General features: G+C 69.3%; 6 protein-coding genes and 3 pseudogenes. 4 read left to right on the top strand and 5 right to left on the bottom strand.

What is annotated here, in order from left to right; translation table 11 throughout:
• Nucleotides 1–24: 24 nt before the first annotated feature.
• The 3 genes from ACMTAK_RS06155 to ACMTAK_RS06165 all read right to left on the bottom strand — a co-directional run bounded on the left by ACMTAK_RS06155 (nt 25) and on the right by ACMTAK_RS06165 (nt 13301).
• Nucleotides 25–11877 carry an SDR family NAD(P)-dependent oxidoreductase gene (locus ACMTAK_RS06155; protein WP_413805217.1) on the bottom strand — a complete coding sequence of 3951 codons (11853 nt, stop codon included), beginning with the start codon at nt 11875–11877 and terminating at the stop codon, nt 25–27.
• Between the two features lie 261 nt (nt 11878–12138).
• A complete protein-coding gene (locus ACMTAK_RS06160) occupies nt 12139–12345 on the bottom strand; it encodes a ferredoxin (RefSeq protein ID WP_413805218.1) in 207 nt (68 codons plus the stop codon).
• A 110-nt stretch (nt 12346–12455) separates the two neighbouring features.
• Nucleotides 12456–13301, bottom strand: a complete 846-nt coding sequence (locus ACMTAK_RS06165) for a cytochrome P450 (RefSeq protein WP_413805219.1) — start codon at nt 13299–13301, stop codon at nt 12456–12458.
• 904 nt (nt 13302–14205) lie between these two features.
• Here ACMTAK_RS06165 and ACMTAK_RS06170 point away from each other — a divergent pair.
• Nucleotides 14206–14899: pseudogene (locus ACMTAK_RS06170) on the top strand (ISAzo13-like element transposase-related protein); the annotation flags it as partial.
• On the opposite strand, the gene ACMTAK_RS06175 reads toward ACMTAK_RS06170, so the two are convergent.
• Nucleotides 14865–15053 (bottom strand): group II intron maturase-specific domain-containing protein, encoded by a 189-nt coding sequence (locus ACMTAK_RS06175; protein WP_413805220.1) that lies wholly within the window; start codon nt 15051–15053, stop codon nt 14865–14867. The pseudogene ACMTAK_RS06170 and the gene ACMTAK_RS06175 sit on opposite strands and share 35 nt — an antisense overlap.
• A gap of 512 nt (nt 15054–15565) precedes the next feature.
• Here ACMTAK_RS06175 and ACMTAK_RS06180 point away from each other — a divergent pair.
• From ACMTAK_RS06180 to ACMTAK_RS06190, 3 genes and pseudogenes are all read left to right on the top strand, one after another.
• On the top strand, nt 15566–16966 hold the full coding sequence (locus ACMTAK_RS06180; protein ID WP_413805221.1) for an acyltransferase: 1401 nt from the start codon (nt 15566–15568) through the stop codon (nt 16964–16966).
• Between the two features lie 134 nt (nt 16967–17100).
• Nucleotides 17101–17589: pseudogene (locus tag ACMTAK_RS06185) on the top strand (IS701 family transposase); the annotation flags it as partial.
• A gap of 144 nt (nt 17590–17733) precedes the next feature.
• A pseudogene (locus ACMTAK_RS06190) lies at nt 17734–18042 on the top strand (AfsR/SARP family transcriptional regulator); the annotation flags it as partial.
• Between the two features lie 225 nt (nt 18043–18267).
• Here ACMTAK_RS06190 and ACMTAK_RS06195 read toward each other — a convergent pair.
• A complete protein-coding gene (locus ACMTAK_RS06195; protein ID WP_413805222.1) occupies nt 18268–20115 on the bottom strand; it encodes an ABC transporter ATP-binding protein in 1848 nt (615 codons plus the stop codon).
• Between the last annotated feature and the right edge of the window lie 122 nt (nt 20116–20237).

The raw sequence follows: 20237 nt of genomic DNA on the forward strand, positions 1-20237 counted from the left end.
CCGTGGTGGCGGCCGCTGGTCGGATCACGACGTCCCGAACTCCTCGTCGATGAAGGCGAAGAGTTCGTCGGCCGCCGCCGTCTCCAGGTGGTCGGCGACACCGTCCGCGTCGCCGGAGCCGTTGGTCGCTCCGCCGGCCTGACCGTCCGGCACCGGGCCGCCACGGCCGCCGTCCCACTGGGACAGCAGGCGCTTCAGTCGGTCGGTCACCAGCGCGCGGGTGGCGTCGTCGGCCGAGGTGTCCGTGCCGAGCAACGCGGCTTCCAGCCGGTCGAGTTCGGCAGCCACATCGGGCGCTTCGTCCGCCGCCACGGGGGCGATCTCCGCAACCAGGTGTCCGGCCAACGCGGCAGGCGTCGGGTAATCGAAGATAAGGGTGGCGGGTAGGCGTAGCCCGCTGGCCGCGTTCAGCCGGTTACGCAGCTCGACCGCGGTGAGCGAGTCGAAGCCCAGCTCCAGGAAGCCCCGATCGGTGTCCACCGCGGACGCCGTCCCATGACCGAGGACCGTGGCGGCGTGCTCCTGGACCAGACGCAGCAACATCCGCCGCCGCTCCCCCTGACCGAGCCCGGCCAGCCGCCGCGCCAACGACGCCTCCTGCGAACCAGCCTCTTCCTGGGCCGAGGCACGCCGGGGTGTAACGGACCGTCGTACGAGCCCGTTGAGCAGCGGGGGTACGGGCGAGGTATCGGCGGTGGCCGCCAACTGGCCGAGGTCGAGCCGGGCGGGCACCACCACACCCTCGGCCAGCCGACCCGCCTTGTCGAACAGCCGCAACCCCTCCTCGGAGGAGAACGGCACCAGTCCCCCCCGCGTCATCCGCGAGATGTCCGCCTGATCGAGATGTCCGGTCATCCCGGAGCGCTCAGCCCACAGACCCCAGGCGAGCGACACTCCGGGCAGGCCCATCGCCCGGCGCCGCTGAGCCAGCCCGTCCAGGAACGTGTTGGCGGCGGCGTAGTTCGCCTGCCCCGCGGCCCCCAGGACCCCGGCGGCCGACGAGAACAGGGCGAACATGGCCACATCGAAACGGCGCGTCAGCTCGTGCAGATGCCACGCCCCGTCGACCTTCGCCCGCAACACCGCGTCCAGCCGCTCCGGCGTCAGCGAGGCCACCGTGCCGTCATCCAGAAGACCCGCGGCATGAACCACACCGGTCAGACCGTGTCCGTCGGGGAGGTCGGCCAGCAGATCGGCCAGCGCCTCGCGGTCGGCGACATCGCAGGCCGCGACCGTGACCGAGACCCCCTGAGCCGTCAGCTCCGCCTCGAGCTCTGTCAGACTCTCGGCCGCGCGGCCACGGCGGCTGACCAGCAGCAGGCGGCGTATGCCGTGCTCGGCCACCATATGCCGGGCGACCAACCCGCCCAGGACACCTCCGGCGCCGGTGATCAGTACCGTCCCCTCCGGGTCCAGCGCGGCCGGAACACTCAGCACCAGCTTGCCCACATGACGCGCCTGGCTCATGAACCGGAACACCTCAGGAGCCCTGCGCACATCCCACACCCGTGCGGGCAGCGGCTCCAGCTCACCTCGTCCGAAGAGCGCCACGATCTCCGCAAGCATCTCCCCGATACGCTCCGGACCCGCCTCGGCCAGGTCGAACGCCCGGTACATCACCCCCGGATGCGCCGCGGCCACCTCCTCGGCCGACCGCACATCCGTCTTGCCCATCTCGATGAACCGCCCGCCCTCACCCAGCAGCCGCAGCGACGCGTCCACGAACTCACCGGCCAGAGAGTCCAGAACCACATCCACACCACGACCACCCGAGGCCTCCCTGAACCGCTCCTCGAACTCCAGCGTCCGCGACGACGCGATATGCGCATCGTCCAGCCCCAGCCCGCGCAGAACATCCCACTTGGACTCGCTCGCGGTCGCGAACACCTCCACACCCCACGCCCGCGCCAACTGCACCGCCGCCATACCCACACCACCAGCAGCCGAATGCACCAGCAGCGACTCACCACGCCGCAGGCCCCCCAACTCCCGCAGTCCGTACAAAGCCGTTCCGAAGACGACGGCAATGGGCGCGGCCTGGGTGAAGGACCAGCCGTCCGGGATCCGCACCAGGCTGCGGTGATCGGCCACGGTCAACGGCCCGAATCCGCCGTTCCACAGCCCCATGACCCGGTCGCCGACGGCGAGGGAGGTCACGCCGGGGCCGGTGGCCACGACCACACCGGCTCCCTCGCTCCCCATCACGGCCCCCGGGTCCGGATACATGTTCAGGCAGATCAGGACATCGCGGAAGTTCATGCCCGCGGCGCGCACGGCGACCCGCACCTCGTGCTCGCCGAGCTCCCCGGTGGCATCCGTGGCCGTGGCCGGCCTCAGCCCCTCCAGCGTGCCCGCTCCGGACGCCTCCAGCCGCCACGCCTCCCCACCATCCGGCGGCGTCAGCACACCCCTCGCGGCACCGGGGGCCAGACGCGGCACCAGCACCTCGGCACCGCGCACCGCGAGCTGCGGCTCCCCGATGGACACCGCCTGATGCACCACGGCCAGCGACGCCCCGGCACCGTCCACGTCCAGCAGAACGAACCGGTCCGGATGCTCGGCCTGCGCCGACCGCACCAGCCCCCACACCGGAGCCGCCGCCAGATCACGCGGATCCGCACCGTCCTCGGTCGCCAGCGCGCCCCGGGTGACGAACACCAGCCGCGCCCCGGCGAACCCGTCCTCAGCCAGCCACGCCCGCACCATCTCCAGGGCCCGGTGGGCCACGGCGTGTGCCGCCGGGACGACGTCCTCACCGGGGCCGGAGGACACCGTGACGAACACCAGGTCCGGCATCGGAGCACCCGATCCCACATGCGCCGCGAGAGCGGCCAGGTCGGTGTGTTCCTCCACCGACCCGTCGGCCGCCTTCAACGCCCTGGCCACACCGAAGGGGTCCGGCCCGGCCACGGCGCACTGGTCGGTGGCGGGGGCGGGGTCGGTGGTGGGGGCCGCGACCCACTCCACCCGGTACAGCGACTCGTCGTCGCCGGCGGACGACGCGAGCTGCGCTTCCGAGACCGGCCGGGTGACCAGCGCGTCCGCCGACGCCACCAGCGCACCGGCGGCGTCCGCCACGAGCACCGACATCCCCTCGGCGCCCGTGCGGGCCAGCCGCACCCGCAGGGAGGTCGCGCCGGTGGCGTACAGCGACACGCCACTCCACACAAACGGCAGTTGGATTCCCTCCGCCTTCCCGCCTCCCTCGGCGGCGGACACCAGCCAGGCGTGCAGCGCCGCATCGAGCAGCGCGGGGTGCAGCCCGAACCGGGCCGCCTCCGCCCGCGACTCCTCCGGCAGCGCCACCTCGGCGAAGACCTCATCACCCTTGCGCCACACGGCGCGCAGCCCCTGGAACACCGGCCCGTACGCCAGCCCGGTGGCCGCCACATCCTCGTAGAAGCCCGCGGTCTCGAGCGCTTCCGCCCCCGCCGGCGGCCATGCCTCCAGGCCCACCGGGCCCGTCGCCCTGTCGGCGGCGGACGCCAGGGCGAGCGCACCCTTCGCATGGCACGTCCACGACGCGTCCGGACCATCGCCACGGCGGGAATAAACGCTGAACTCGCGCAGCCCATCCTGTACCGGCCCGCTCACCACCAGCTGCACCTGGACCGCCCCCTCTTCGGGCAGCACCAGAGGCGCCTCCAGCGTCAGCTCCTCCAACCGGTCACAACCCACCGCGTCACCGGCCCGCGACGCCAGCTCGACAAACGCCGTACCGGGCAGGATGACCCGGCCCAACACCGCATGGTCGGCGAGCCAGGGATGCGTACGGAGCGACAGCCGACCGGTGAGCAGGAAACCGTCCGAGTCGGGCAGCGGCACGGCGGCGCCCAGCAACGGATGCCCGGCAGAGTCCAGCCCCACCGACGCCACATCACCAGCGCCGTTGATGGCCTCGGGCTCCAGCCAGAAGCGCGTGCGCTGGAAGGCATACGTCGGCAGCTCCACCTGCTTCGCGCCCGTCCCGGCGAACACCCCCGGCCAGTCGACGGACACACCGCCCACATACGCCTGGGCCACAGAGGTCAGAAAACGCTCCAGGCCGCCTTCCTCACGGCGCAGCGAACCCACGGCGGTGACGGGCGTGGCGTGGTCCTCGGCCGTCTGCTCAACCCCCATGGTGAGCACCGGATGGGCACTGGCCTCGATGAACACCTGGAAACCGTCTGCCAGCAGAACACGGACGGTCTCGTCGAAACGCACCGTCTGACGCAGATTCCGGTACCAGTACGCGGCGTCCAGACCGGCCGTGTCCAGCACCCCGCCGGTCACCGTCGAATAGAACGGCACCGACGACGAGCGCGGGGCGATTCCCGCGAGGATCTGCTGAAGCTCGTCCTCGATGGCCTCGACGTGAGCGCAGTGGGAGGCGTAATCCACCGGCACACGCCGCGCCCGGATCCCGTCGCCCTCGCAGGCCGCCAGCAGCTCGTCCAACGCGTCGGCGTCACCAGACACCACGACCGCCGAGGGCCCGTTCACCGCCGCCACCGACAACCGCTCGCCCCACGCCTCAAGCCGCTCCCGCACCGAGTCCATGGGCAGCGACACGGACACCATCCCGCCACGCCCCGACAGCGCCCGCAGCGTCTTACTCCGCAACGCCACCACCCGCGCCGCGTCCTCCAACGACAACGCACCCGCCACACACGCCGCCGCGATCTCACCCTGCGAATGACCAATGACAGCCGCGGGCTCCACCCCATACGAACGCCACAACTCAGCCAACGACACCATCACCGCCCACAACACGGGCTGCACCACATCGACCCGCTCCAACGCCTCCGCGGTGCCCTCCCCACCCCGCAGCACATCCGCAAGCGGCCAGTCCACGAACGGCGCCAGCGCGGCCGCGCACTCACCGATCCGCTCCGCGAACACCGGCGAAGACTCCAGCAACTCCGCCGCCATCCCCACCCACTGCGACCCCTGACCGGGGAAGACAAGCACTGCCTGGTCCCGGGCCGCCGCCATCCCCCGTACCACACCGGGGGCCACGTTCCCCTCGGCCAATGCGCCCAGGCCGTTGATGAGGCCGTCCCCGTCGCCCGCCAGCACCACCGCGCGGTGTTCGAACACACTGCGCGTGGTCGCCAACGACAGCCCGATATCGGCGGGCGACAGCTCTCGGCGCTCGCGCACATGCGTCAGCAGCCGCTCCGCCTGCGCCTCCACCGCGGTCTCCGACCGTCCGGAGATCACCCAGGGCGTGATCTCCGGCAGTTCCCCGGCCGGGGCGTCGTCATCGGCGGCAAGGCCGGGAGCGTCGTCGAGCGGGGCCTGTTCCAGCACCGCGTGGGCATTGCTGCCACTCATCCCGAAGGAGGAGACCGCCGCGCGCCGCGGCCGTCCCGTCTCCGGCCAGGGCATATCGTCCGTCAGCAGGCGCACTGCACCCGCGGACCAGTCCACATGCGCCGACGGCTCATCGATGTGCAGCGTCTTCGGCAGCGTGCCATGCCGCATCGCCATCACCATCTTGATGACACCAGCCACACCGGCCGCCGCCTGCGCATGGCCGATGTTCGACTTCACCGAGCCGAGCCACACTGTCTGGTCCGCGGGCCGGTCCTGGCCGTAGGTGGCCAGCAGAGCCTGCGCCTCAATGGGATCGCCCAGCGGGGTGCCGGTGCCATGTGCCTCGACCGCGTCCACCTCGGCCGCCGACAGCCCGGCGTTCGCCAGCGCCGCGCGGATCACCCGCTGTTGAGACGGGCCGTTCGGGGCGGTCAGGCCGTTGGACGCACCATCCTGGTTGGTCGCCGAACCCCGGACGAGGGCCAGCACTTCGTGCCCGTTGCGTCGCGCGTCCGACAGCCGCTCCACGAGCAGCAGCCCGACGCCCTCGGCGAATCCGAAGCCGTCGGCGCGATTGCTGAACGCCTTGCACTTGCCGTCCGCGGACAGCGCGCGCTGACGGCTGAAATCCACCAGCGCGACCGGTGTGGACATCACCGTCGCACCACCGGTCAGCGCCATGTCGCACTCGCCCTGGCGCAGCGCCTGGACCGCCAGGTGCAGCGCGACAAGCGACGACGAACACGCGGTGTCCACCGTCACAGCAGGCCCCTCAAGGCCGAAAGTGTAGGAGATCCGGCCCGAGGCCACGCTGGCCGCGCTGCCCATGCCGAGGTAGCCCTCAAAGCCTTCGGGGGCGTTCCCTTCCAGACGGCTGCCGTAGTCGTTGTACATCACGCCGACGAAGACGCCGGTCCGGCTTCCCTTCGCCGTCTCGGGAGCGATGCCGGCCCGCTCGAACGCCTCCCACGACGTCTCCAGCAGCAGCCGCTGCTGCGGATCCATCGACAGCGCCTCACGCGGCGAGATCCCGAAGAACTCCGGGTCGAATTCGTCCGCCTCGTAGAGGAAGCCACCGTTGCGGACGTAGTACGTGCCCTCGTGCGAGGGGTCCGGGTCGTACGTGGACTCGAGGTCCCAGCCACGGTTGGACGGGAGCGGCGACGTGGCATCGGTGCCCGCCATCACCAGCTGCCACAGCTCTTCGGGCGTCCGCACCGCACCGGGGAATCGGCAACTCATGGCCACGATCGCGATCGGCTCGTCGTCCTTGCGCCACGCGGCCCCGAAGGACCCGCCCGCCGGTGCCGCGATGGCGCTGTCCTGGGAGCCGAGGATCTCCGAGCGCAGATGGCCCGCCAGTACCGTCGGGTTCGGGTAGTCGAAAACGAGTGTCGCCGGGAGGCGCAGACCCGTTTCCGCGCTCAGACGGGCCCGCAGGTCCACGGCGGTGAGCGAGTCGAAGCCCAGGTCCTTGAAGGGGCGTCCCACCTCCACAGTGTCCGACTTGGCGTGTCCCAGGACGGCGGCCACATGGACGCGGATCAGCTCTTCGAGCAGGAACTGTTCCTGCTCCGCCTCGGACATGCTGACCAGTCGCCGCCGCAGGCGGGCCGCAACCTCATCCGCGTCCGCCTCTCCGGTGCCCGCGACACGCCGGACGGCCATCCCCGGCACGACGTTGCGGAAGAGGGCGGGGACCTCGGCACCCCGCGCGCGCAGCGCCGAGCTGTCCAGCCGGAAGAGAACGGGCACCACCACGTCCGAGACCAGAGCGGCGTCGAACAGCTCAAGCCCCTCGTCCGTGGCCAGTGGCAGCACGCCCGAGCGGGATATCCGCCGGATGTCATCCTCGCCGAGGTGTCCGGTCATTCCGCTGGCCTCGGCCCACAGACCCCATGCCATCGACACCCCGGGCAGCCCCCGGGTCCGACGCCACGACGCCAGGCCGTCCAGGAACACATTCGCCGCCGCGTAGTTGCTCTGCCCCGCACCACCCAGCACGCCAGTAGCCGACGAGAACAACACAAACGCCGACAGGTCCATCCCCGCGGTCAGCTCATGCAGATTCCACGCCGCGTCCACCTTCGCCCGCAACACCGGCTCAACCCGCTCACGCGTCAACGACGTCAGCAACCCGTCATCGAGCACACCCGCCGCATGCACCACACCGCTCAGACCAAAGCCCTCCGGCAGCTGCGACAACACCCCGGCCAGAGCCTCACGATCCGCGGCATCACACGCCGCGATCACCACCTCGGCGCCAGCGGCCTCCAACCCGGCGCGCAACTCGGCCGCACCCGCGGCCTCCGCACCACGACGGGAGAGCAGCACCAGCTTCCCGACACCGTGCCGGGCCACCAAGTGCCGCGCCACCAAGCCGCCCAGCACACCCGTGCCACCCGTCACCAGCACCGCGCCGGAACCGAACGCACCCGACTCCGGAGCGTCACCCGAAGGCAGCGACCGGCCCAGACGCGGCACCCGCACCGCACCCGACCGCACCACCACCTGCTCCTCACCCAGAGCCAGCACCCCGGGAAGAAGATCGGCCACCCCCGCCACATCATCGGTGTCCACCAGCACCAGACGCCCGGGATTCTCCGCCTGAGCGGACCGCACCAGACCCCACACCGCGGCCCCCGCCAAATCCCTCACACCATCGCCCGCATCGACGGCGCCCCGGGTCACCACCACCAGCCGCTCACCCGCGAGCTCTTCGTCCGCGACCCACGCCTGGACCCGCTCGAAGACCTCAAGGACCCGCCCGTACACCTCACCCACCACATCCGCGCCATCGGAGACCACCCGCACAACCTCTGTCCGCGGCGGGACCTCACCCGCCACGACAGCCCCGGGCGCGTCCACCCACTCGACCCGGAACAGCGCATCCCGCGCCGCCCCAGCCACGGCGTTCAGCTGATCGGCCGCAACCGGTCGCAGGACCAGCGACTCGACCGACGCCACCCCACGTCCCGACTCATCCGCCACCAGCACCGACACCGCATCCGACCCAGCACCCGCCGGCGCCAGCCGCACCCGCAGCGATGTCGCACCCACCGCCTCCAGAGCGAACCCACGCCACGAGAACGGCAGCAGACTCCCCGAACCACCGCCCAGGCCCTCGCTCACCCCCATCGCGTGCAACGCCGCGTCGAACAGCGCCGGATGCAGCCCGAACTGGCCCGCCCGCTCCCGCTCTCCCTCCGGCAGCTCGACCTCCGCGAACACCTCACCATCACGCCGCCACGCACGCTTCAACCCCTGGAAAACCGGCCCATACTCCAGCCCGTTCTCCGCCGCCCGCACATACTCACCCGACACATCAACCGACTCGGCCCCCACCGGAGGCCACACACCAAAGTCGAACCGAGCCGCGGAACCGGGCACGGCCGAACCCAGCACACCATGGGCATGCCGCGTCCACGCGGCACCCTCACTCTCCGCTTCGTCCCGCGAGAACACACTCACCTCGCGGAAGCCGGAGGCGTCCGACTCCCCCACCTCTACCTGAAGTTGTAGGCCACCCGTCGCGGGCATGATCAGCGGCGCTTCCAGGATGAGTTCCTCGACCCGGCCACAGCCGACCTGGTCACCCGCCCGTACCACCAGCTCCGCGAAGGCCGTCCCGGGCAGCAACGTCACCCCGTGGACGGCGTGATCCGCCAGCCACCCATGTGTGGCCAGTGCCAGCCGCCCGCTCAGCAGCACCCCACCGCCGCTGGCCAACGACACCACCGCGCCCAGCAACGGGTGCCCCAGCGAGCCCAGCCCCACCGAACCCACATCGCCCGCGCCCGCCCGAGCTTCGAGCCAGAAGCGCTCCCGCTGGAAGACGTACGTGGGCAGTTCGACACGGCGGGCGCCATGGCCGGCGAACACCTTCCGCCAATCGACGCCGACCCCGCTGACGTGGAGTTCGGCGGCGGAGGTCAGGAACCGCTCGGGCCCGCCCTCATCCCGCCGCAGCGTGCCGACGACGACCGCCTGGACCTCAGCGGCCTCGACGGTCTGCTGCAACGGCAGCATCAGTACGGGATGCGGGCTCGCCTCGACGAACACGGTGTGGCCGTCGTCCAACAGCTTCCGAGTGGTGACCTCCAGCTCGACGGTCTGCCGCAGGTTCCGGTACCAGTACTCCGCGTCCAGACCGGCCGTGTCCACCAGCTCACCGGTCACCGTCGAGTAGAACGGCACCTCCGACGAACGCGGCGCGATGTCCGCCAGAACCTTCAGCAGCTCCTCGCGGATCCCCTCCACATGCGCCGAGTGCGAGGCGTAGTCCACCGGAACCCGGCGAACACGCACCTCCTCACCCTCCAACTGCGCGACCATCTCATCCAGCGCACCCGGGTCACCCGACACCACGACCGAACCCGGACCGTTCACCGCCGCCACCGAAATCGCACCGCCCCAGGCGGCGACACGCTCCTTGGCCGCATCCGCCGACAGCCCGACCGACACCATGCCACCACGACCCGCAAGCCCCGCCGCGATCGCCTGCGACCGCAACGCCACCACCTTCGCGGCATCCTCCAGCGACAACGCACCCGCCACACACGCCGCCGCGATCTCACCCTGACTGTGACCCATCACCGCATCCGGCTCCACACCCACCGAACGCCACAACTTCGCCAGCGACACCATCACCGCGAACAGCACCGGCTGCACCACATCCACCCGGTCAAAACCAGGAGCACCCTCAACCCCACGCAGCACATCCGTCAACGACCAGTCCACATACACCGACAGCGCCGACTCACACTCGCCGATCGCCTCCGCGAACACCGGCGAAGACTCCAGCAACCCCACCGCCATACCCACCCACTGCGCCCCCTGCCCCGGGAACACAAACACCGACCGGCCAGGCGTCTCGGCATCCTTCCCCCACACCACACCGGGAAGCTTGACCCCCTCGGCCACCGCCTCCAGACGCTCAAGGAGCTCCTCACGGCCGGCCCCGGTCACCACGACGCGCTGCTCGAAGGCGAACCTGGTCGTCGCCAGCGAGAGCGCCACATCGGCGGCGCCCAGCTCCGGACGCTCCGCCACGAACTCCCGCAACCGCCCGGCCTGCGCCCGCAAGGCGGCGTCACTCTTACCCGACACCACCCACGCCACCGGACCCGCGATGCCCGCGACACCGCCGTCAGCAGACTCCTCGGCAACCTCCGCCTCGACCTCCGGAGCCTGCTCCAGGATCACATGCGCATTGGTCCCGCTCACACCGAACGACGACACACCAACCCTGCGCGGCTCGCCCGTCTCCGGCCACGCCCGCGCCTCGGTCAACAACTCGACCTGGCCCTCGGACCAGTCCACATGGCTCGACGGGGCGTCGACGTGCAGCGTCTTCGGCAGCACACCATGCCGCATCGCCAGCACCATCTTCATGACGCCCGCCACACCGGCAGCGGCCTGCGTGTGGCCGAGGTTCGACTTCAGCGAGCCCAGCCACAGCGGCCGCCCCTCCGGCCGGTCCTGCCCGTACGTGGCCAGCAGCGCCTGCGCCTCGATCGGGTCGCCCAGCGTCGTGCCCGTACCGTGCGCCTCGACCGCGTCGATCTGGCTGGGGGTCAGCTCGCAGTTTTCCAGGGCCTGCCGGATCACACGGCGCTGTGACGGGCCGTTGGGAGCCGTCAGACCGTTGCTCGCGCCGTCCTGGTTCACGGCGGAGCCGCGTACCACCGCGAGTATCTGGTGCCCGTTGCGCCGGGCGTCGGACAGCCGCTCCACCAGCAGCACACCGATGCCCTCGGACCATATGGTGCCGTCGGCTCCGTCGGCGAACGCCTTGCACCGGCCGTCGACGGCCAGACCGCGCTGCCGGCTGAAGGTGACAAAGCCCTCGGGACTGACCATGACCGTCGCACCGCCGACCAGCGCCATGGAGCACTCGCCCTGGCGCAGCGACTGAGCGGCCAGATGCAGGGCGACCAGCGCCGATGAGCAAGCGGTGTCCACGGTCAGCGCGGGGCCTTCGAAGCCGAAGGTGTAGGAGACACGGCCCGAGGCGATGCTGGTGGTGGCGCTGTTGTGGAGGTACGGCTCGATCTCGTCCGGGATCTGCGCCCCGTCGGACGCGTAAGTGGTGTGCATGGCGCCGGTGAAGACGCCTGTCTGGCTGCCACGCAGTGACGCGGGGTCGATGCCCGCCCGCTCCAACACCTCCCACGACGTCTCCAGCAACAGCCGCTGCTGGGGATCCATGGCCAGGGCCTCACGAGGCGAGATGCCGAAAAACGCGGAGTCGAATTGGTCCGCGTCGTGGAGGAAACCGCCTTCGCGAACGTAACTGGTACCCGGATGTTCCGGGTCCGGATTGTAGATCCCCTCCACGTCCCAGCCACGGTTTGTCGGGAAGGGCGAGATCGCGTCCGATCCGTCGGCGACCAGCTGCCACAGCGCTTCCGGAGAGTTCACTCCACCCGGAAATCGGCAGGCCATACCGATGATCGCAATGGGCTCGGTGGCCGAACTGGTCAGCTGGCGGTTCTGACGCCGGAGCCGCTCGATTTCCTTGAACGACTTGCGCAGCGCGTCAACGGCCTTGTTCTGGTTGGATGCAGCAGGCATCAAAAACTCCACACTAAACGCGTCGTTCGCTGGAAGAGCGCAACAGCCCTGAAAGTAATGAAAACACGGTTCGCCAGACGGACACCGGCCACACTAGCTCTGCCCCCATAAGGGAAACCCTAGAAACCCAGTCAGGCGTGGTTGACACCCCGAGGCGTGTTCCCGGGTTTTGGTTTCAGTAGCGTTTCACCGGCCGTGTGACTCTTGCCACTATGCGTTTCTCCGCCGCTATTCATGCCCCCGAAATTTCATGCGCTGTTTTCACACGCCAGGGTTTTCTTCGACACGGATCGCACCGGTCGGGCAGCGGGATACGACCTCTCGCAGAACGTCCAGCCGTCCGGTGTCGGGCTGTGCGTCGAGCAGAACGACGGAGCCGTCCTCGTCGCTCTGGTCGAACAAGTCAGGCGCGATCAGCGCGCACTGGCCGGCCGAACAGCACACCTCACGGTCGGCGGTGATCCTCATCGGGTCTCAGTCCTACCTTGTTGTCTGTGGTACGTCTTGTGGGCCCACTTGCTTGACGGACGATGCGAGAACTCCACATCGTCCGTCACATCCACCGCTTGGTATCTCGATCAGTCGTCCCAGGTGACGGGAAGCGACCTGGGGCCGTAGTGCACGAAGTCGTCGCGCATGGAGACCTCGTCGCCCGGCACGGCCAGCCGCAGTGTGGGGAACCTGTCGAACAGGGCCTCGTAGCCGACGCGCAGGATCGTGCGGGCGAGATGCTGGCCGAGACACTGGTGGACGCCGTGGCCGAGTGCCAGGTGACCGTGGTCCGTACGGCCGATGTCCAGCTGATCGGGGTTGCCGTAGCGCTCGGGGTCGCGGTTGACGGCGGGGAGGGCGACGGTGACCACCTCGCCCTTCTTGATGCTCTGGCCGGCGAACTCGACGTCTTCCAGCGCCCACCGGCTGGCCCCGAGGTGGGAGATGGTGAGGAAGCGGAGGAGCTCCTCGACGGCGCCCCCCATGAGCTCCGGGTCCTCCCGGAGCTTGGCGAGTTGATCGGGGTGCTCGAGCAGGGTGAAGACGCCCATGGCGAGCATGTTGCCAGTGGTGTCGAAGGCCCCGGTGATCAACGTGGCGGTCATGCCCATGAGTTCTTGCTCATCGAGCTGTCCGCCCCGGATCAAATCTCCGAGGAGGTCGTCTCGGGGGTCGTCCATCCTGACGGGGACGAAGCGCGACAGGAATCCACTCATCCCGGACACCGCGGCAAGCGCCTCGGGAACGGTACAGGAGAGCCGTCCGAGCGTCTCCACGTGCCGCTGCAGGGTCTTCCGCTCCGATTCGGGGACGCCGATCATCTCGCACATCACCCGGGAGGGAACGGATTCAGTGAAGACCTCCACCAGATCGGCGCCCGGCCCGGCCTTTTCCAGGTCGTCGAGTTGTTCGTGCACGATTCGCTCGATCATGGGGGTGAACTGACGCGTGCGCCGAACCGTGAAAAAGCCGGTGACCAGCTTGCGATACCGGCTGTGGCTCGGATCATCCGTCTTCGCAAAGGCGCCCGGATCGGCCGGGCCAGCGTACCCCAGCTCCGTGGGGACAGGAGAGATTATCCCCTCCTGGCGCGCGCTGAAGCTCTTATGGGTGAGCAGTTCCTTCGCTTCCGCGTGGCGCGTGATGAGCCACCCGGGCGTCCCGCCGTGATAACTCATGCGCGTTATCCGCTCCCGCTCGCGCAGGGGGGTGTAGCCATCCGGAGGGTTGAAGGGGCGGCTCCGCTTGGTAGGCATTGACACAGGCGGGTGCGGGGCGTCGACCAAGACTCCTCCATCGATTTATAACCCATGTATCGAGGTCGTCGGCGGCTACACCGGCTGACTCGATGTCGATGCTAGCCTCGCGGTCGGCTCAAAAGCGCACCCAAACGTCTCCGCAGACAACATCTGCAAATTTCCTTAGACAAAGGCGGGAGCTGTTGACCCCGTGCGCGCGGGTGGACTCACCGCGCCGTCCGCGACGTCCGAGCGTCGCGACCCCATCGCTCGTCTCCCTCCTTCCCCGGGCTCGGCTTCTCCAACCCCACCGGTTGGCCATGCCGGTCGAATGTCAACCGCACCGTTCAACGCTCCCGTTGCAGTTCGCTATTGTCGCTGGTCAGAGGCTGGTTTCTGAACATACTCAGCTGTCACCTCGGCACGTGACGGAGGTTCGTGACCAGTGGCTTGTGATAGCTGTTGCGCTGATCGTGCAAAACGATGTGCGGCCTGGTGCCTGGGCTTCGGAGCTTGAGGAGGTGCTGTTGCGGGTCGGTCACCGGTTCGGCCGGGTCGATCTGCGGCGGCGGATGAGCCCCGTACAGCGGCCGAAGCCCTGCGGACGAAGTTCGACCAGATCCTGCCGCACCTTGATGAGCGCCGTCGTCGGCTCTATCTGGCCAGCGAGGCCACAGCGATCGGCCACGGCGGCATCACTGTGGTGGCGGTGGCCTCCGCTACCAGCACCGCCACCATCGCACGCGGCATCGCCGAGCTTGCCGGGCAGCCTGCACCAACCCGCCGGATCCGGGTTCCGATCCCGTCTCGCCGCTGCGCTGGACCACGCTGTCGCTGCGTGCCTTGGCATCGTCCTTGACCGGCCAGGGCCATCCGGTCAGCGCCACGGCCGTCGGACACCTGCTGCACGCCCTGGGCTACAGCCTGCGAGGCACCGCGAAGACCCACGAGGGCGTCGGCCATCCGGACCGCGACGCCCAGTTCGCCCACCTGAACCGCACCGCCGCCGCCTTCCTCAACAACAACCAGCCGGTGACATCACCCCCAACAGCGGCTGGGTCAACGTCGGAACCGACCATGACACCGCCGAGTTCGCGGTGGAGTCCATCCGCCGCTGGTGGCAGCACCGCGGACAAGCCGGCCACCCGGACGCCACCCGGCTACTGATCAACGCCGACTCCGAAGGCTCCAACGATCCCCGCCGCTGGACATGGAAGAAGCACCTGCACGCCTTCGCGCACGAGAGCGGGCTCCAGATCACCGTCTGCCACTTCCCACCTGGCGCATCAAAAGTGGATACAAGGCCGATCGGTAGAACCGGCCGTAGTACTGCGTCCAGCCCGCGACGATCGGATTGATCCGCTGCGCGAGTTCTTCCCGGTGAGGTTGACCCGCCGGTGGAGCCGCCAGGAACGGACCTCCTTGCCGGTCACGAACTTCCGCCACATGACGAGACGACAGCTGAGTACAGGTCAGGAAGAAGCCTCTGACGCGTAAATAAACCGCAGGTCAGGGCGGTGTTGCGCAAGGCTGGGCGCCCGGTGGCTTCAGAGGGCCACCGGGTGTCCGGGCCATGCGGTGGTCAGTCCGCGCCCTCGATCGGGTTGAGGATGACGGTGTGGCCGAGCTGGTTCAGCGCATTGATCGCGCGGCGGGTGGCGCGTTTGGGGTCGCGCTGGGCGAAGGCGACGGACCGTGACGTCTGCGGCGGGCTGCTCCCCTTCCCACCCCTGCCCTGGCGCCGGGAAGGGGCGTGCAGGGGCGTGCAGGGGCGTGCAGGGGAAAGATCCGGACGCCCTGTAACACGCTCGCGGCCGCCGAGAAAGATCGAGGCCGGACGAAAGTTGGGGAATTTCCCTAAACCCGGTTCCCCTTCAGGAGGCCGCTCGCGCCCGTGGGGTTAGGGTCAACTCGCCGAGATGACAGCGTGTTTGGGACCGACGAAAGAGCGTGTGAGTATGACGGCATCCGCCACCGAGAGCGGCGCCAAGCGATCGTTCACCGTGTGTGCCGGAGAGGCGAGCGGTGACCGCGTACGGCTGAGCGTCTACGACATGCTCTTCAGCACGGTCTATACGACCCGCGCCTTTTTCTACCGGGAGACGCTCGACGGCGAGGCGCTGCGCGCCTCCCTCGACCGGACACTGCGTAACTTCCCCGTCCTTTCGGGCCGCATGAAGAAGGACCCCGACGGCGGTCTCAGTGCGCTCTGCGACGACTCCGGGGTGCGCTTCGTCGAGGCGCAGGCATCCGTGCCCATGCCGGACTACGGACCCCGCCACACGGCGAAAAAGGGACTGGATCGCTATCTCAGTCACGCCATACCGTTCTGGGTGGTCGACCGCGATACACCGCTTTTCACGGTGAAGCTCACCCATATGAAAGGCGGCGGCTCCATCCTGGGCCTCACGATGAACCACGCCCTGGGCGACGGATCCAGCTATATGAGCTTCCTGGAGGCCTGGTCGCACGAGCACCGGGGCCTCGGCTACGCCAAGCCCAGCCATGACCGCGGGGTCATCGACGCACTCGCCGCCTTCGCCTCCGCTGACACCCTGACGGGCGGTGCCCATTTCACGGTCACCGGGCGCGGCCAGAAGGCCGCCTTCGTGGGCCGCGCCCTGCGGGGCAGCCTCGGCAGTGTGACGACGGTGACCACCCGCTTCACCGCCGCCGAGCTGGCCGCCATGAAGGACGCCGCGATGGCCGACCTCGCGGGCACGGAGCGGTGGGTGTCGACCAATGACGCGCTCACCGCCCATCTGTGGAAAGTGCTCGGAGCATTGCGTGACCGCCCTGATGCGAGCGAGGAACGGCTCGGCCTCATCGCCGACTTCCGTTCGTTCGTCGGCGCGGCCGTTCCAGATGACTACTGGGGCAACGCCGTCACCAACACCCGGCCCGGGATGACCGCGGCCGAACTGCGCTCGCGCCCGCTCGGCGAGGTCGCCGCGGCGATCCGCGTGGGCTATGCGGAGAACACGGAGGAGCGAATCCGCGAGGAAGTGGCGTTCTTGTGCGCCGAACGCGACGCGGGGCGCCTCAAGCGCGTCATGACCACCATGGCGCTGGACTCGTTCGACACCACCATCGCGATCAACAACTGGTCGAAGCTGCCCTTCTATCGCATTGACTTCGGGCAGGGCGCCCCCTTCTGGTACGACTTCTCCGCCACCCCCATTCCCTGGACCGTACATATCGCACCGACCCCGGCCGACCAGAACGGCGGCCGCGATGTGCACATCGCGCTGCCCCGCACCCAGATCCGGGCCCTCAAGGAGCCGTCCTGGGTCGGTCGGTTCCACCATTACGCGGATTCCGGCGAGGCATTTCCGCTGACCTTTGCCGCGGCCGGCTAGAGCCGGAGATGTGATCTTGCTGGTGGGGGCCGAGGGGAGACAGGTGCCGCCACCGCTGATCATCGTCAGGTGTGTCGACTGAAGACGAAGCGGTGGCCGCGGGCCACAGCGTAGTGCCTGCCCGTTGGCAGGCGATGTTCGAGGGCTTGCTGGGCCGGATAGCGGGTCGCTTCGGGCGGGTCGAGCCCCGGCTGCGGGTACGGCAGTTGATGGTCGGACTGCTGGCGGACCTGCCGCGCAAAAACTGCTGGACGATCGCCGAGCACACCGGCGAGACCAGCCCGGACGGGCTGCAACCCCCTGCTCGGCCGGGCGAAGTGGGACGCCGATCTGGTGCGCGACGACCTGCGCGCGTTCGTGCTGGACCACCTGGCCGACGACCAAGCCGTACTGGTCGTCGACGAGACCGGCGACCTGAAGAAAGGCACCCATACCGTCGGTGTCCAGCGCCAGTACACCGGCACCGCCGGACGGATCGAGAACACCCAGGTCGCCGTCTACCTCACCTACACCTCCCGGCACGGACACACCGGTATCGACCGCGCGCCGTACCTGCCGAAGTCCTGGACATCCGGCCCGCAGCGATGCCGCCAGGCGGCGTGCCCGAGGACATCGGCTTCGCCAACGCCAATGTCCGGTCGTCGTTATGGCGCGCCACGCGCACGGGGCATCAGGTCATCGACGCGTCCACCCAGGAACTGGCGATCTGCGAACACATCGACGTGGATGTCCATGTGGCGGCGACGCGCGCGCACCGGCTGCTCGATATGTCGCACCCGTGCGATGACATCCTCAACGCGCGGACGCGGGAGGATCTCTCGGCCGATTTCCTACCGGAGTGGTCGGAGAACGAGTGGGTGCTGGTCGAGCAGGAGCAATACCATGAACTCCGGCTGTACGCCCTGGAGGCGATGACCGAACGGCTGACGGCGGCGGGCCGCCATGGCGAGGCCGTCGCCGCCGGATTCGTCGCCGTACGCGCGGAACCCCTGCGGGAGAGCGCTCATCTCGTGCTCATGAGGGCGCATCTCGCCGTCGGCAACAGGGGCGCGGCGCTGCGGCAGTACGAGCAATGCCGCCGGGTGGTGCTGCTCGAGGAACTGGGCCTGGAGCCCTCCCAGACGCTGAGGAACCTGGTACCGGCGCAATCCGGGGGCGGGAGCGCCGCTCCGGAGCTCCCGACACGTCGGATCGTCTGCCATCCGGCGGGCGAGGTCCCGGCGCAGGGCACGGACACCTCGGCTCCGGCCGGCACCAGTGCCCGCGTGCCCCATGGCTCTTGCCCGAGGTTCCACAGAGAGCTAGACGGCGGGAGCCACCGGCGTCAGATGGGCGTCACGCCGCACCAGTGCGGCGTAGCGCCCGTCCATGGCCAGCAGCTCCTCGTGGGCGCCCCGCTCGGCGATCCGGCCGCCGTCGAGGACGACGATCTGGTCGGCGTCGCGCACCGTGGAGAGCCGGTGGGCGATGGTGATCGTGGTGCGACCGGCCGAGAGGGAGTCGATGGCCTCCTGGACTGCCTGCTCGGTGCGGGTGTCCAGGGCGCTGGTGGCCTCGTCGAGGATGAGGACGGGCGGGTCGCGCAGAATCGTGCGGGCTATGGCCAGACGCTGCTTCTCCCCACCGGAGAAGCGGTAGCCACGCTCTCCCACGAGGGTGTCATAGCCGTCCGGGAGGGAAGCGATGTGGTCGTGGATCTGGGCGGCCTCGGCCGCGGCCACGATCTCCTCATCGGTCGCGTCGGGCTTGGCGAAGCGCAGATTCTCGGCGACGGAGGCGTGAAAGAGATAGGTCTCCTGGGAGACGACGCCGACGGCCCGGGCGAGGGAGTCGAAGTCGAGGTCGCGCACGTCCACACCATCGATCAGCACCCGGCCGCCGGTCACGTCGTAGAGCCGGGGCACCAGATAGCTGAGGGTCGTCTTGCCGGAGCCGGTCGGTCCGACGACCGCCAGGCTGCCGCCCGCGGGGACGGTGAGATCGATGCCGCGCAGGGTGCCCTTCGAGGCGCCGTTCGATGCGCCCTTCGAGGGGCTGGGAGCCGCGCTTTCGTAGTCGAAGTCGACGCCGTCGAAGCGGACTTCGCCGCGCACCTTCTCCAGGCGCACCGGGTCGGCGGGCTCGGTGATGTCGATCGGCAGGTCGAGGTATTCGAAGATGCGGGCGAAGAGGGCGAGGGAGGTCTGCACCTGCACACCGGTGGACAGCAGGCTCACCGTGGGCCGGAGCAGCCCCTGCTGGAGCGAGACGAAGGCGACGAGCGTGCCGATGGAGACGGCGGGGCCACCGGCCTGGAGGGCGATGCCCGCGGCCCAGTAGATCAGCGCGGGCATGGCGGCCATGACGATGCCGATGGTGGACATCCGCCAGCGGCCGGCCATGTTGGCGCGGACTTCCAGGCCCACGAGGCGCTCGGACTCCTGGGCGAACTGCTGGGTGAGCGACTCGGACCGGCCCATGCTGCGGCCGAGCAGGATGCCGCTCACCGACAGGGACTCGGTGACCATCGCGGACATGGCCGCCATCTGCTTCTGGCGCTGTGAGGTGATCTTCTTGCGCTCGGCGCCGACGCGACGGCTGATCCAGACGAAGACCGGCAGCAGGAGCAGGGAGACGACGGTCAGCCGCCAGTCGAGCGCGAGCATCGCGACGACGGTGGCGACGACGCTGGTGAGGTTGGAGACCAGGGAGGTCGCGGTCGAGGTGACGGTGGCCTGCATACCGCCGATGTCATTGGCGATACGGGACTGCACCTCGCCGGTGCGGGTGCGGGTGAAGAAGGCGAGCGGCATGCGCTGCAGCCGGTCGTAGACCGCGGTGCGCAGATCGTGCATGACGCGCTGGCCCACGGTGGTGGAGATCAGGGTCTGCAGAACGCCGAAGACGCTGTTGACGACGGCCGCGGCGATCATGCCGAGGGCGAGCAGGGTGAGCAGTCCGGTGCGGCCGTCGGGGATGGCGGTGTCGAGGATCTCGCGGAGGAGGAACGGCGAGGCGACCGAGACCAGCGCGGAGGCGGCGACCAGCAGGCCGACCACGGCGAGGCGGCCTCGGTAGGGACGGAAGAGCCGGAGTATGCGGCGCACCTGGGCGGGCTGCTCGGGCTCCTGGGTGGGCGGTGTCCATGACGGAGGTGTGTCGGGGTGCATGGGCTCCTTCTGGAGGCAGGGAAGCCGACGCGGATGATGACTGCATGGTCGAGCCGTGGCCGCGTCGGCGCGGGTTTTGAGAGCATAGCTCATTGTTACCTATACTCACAATGAACCCAGTC

Source organism: Streptomyces lacaronensis (genome assembly GCF_047337785.1).
GTDB lineage: Bacteria > Actinomycetota > Actinomycetes > Streptomycetales > Streptomycetaceae > Streptomyces > Streptomyces lycopersici.

Coding starts and splice junctions, on each gene's coding strand:
- ACMTAK_RS06155 (WP_413805217.1), bottom strand. CDS start 11,877: ATGCCTGCTGCATCCAACCAGAACAAGGCCGTTGACGCGCTGCGCAAG.
- ACMTAK_RS06160 (WP_413805218.1), bottom strand. CDS start 12,345: ATGAGGATCACCGCCGACCGTGAGGTGTGCTGTTCGGCCGGCCAGTGC.
- ACMTAK_RS06165 (WP_413805219.1), bottom strand. CDS start 13,301: ATGATCGAGCGAATCGTGCACGAACAACTCGACGACCTGGAAAAGGCC.
- ACMTAK_RS06180 (WP_413805221.1), top strand. CDS start 15,566: ATGACGGCATCCGCCACCGAGAGCGGCGCCAAGCGATCGTTCACCGTG.
- ACMTAK_RS06195 (WP_413805222.1), bottom strand. CDS start 20,115: ATGCACCCCGACACACCTCCGTCATGGACACCGCCCACCCAGGAGCCC.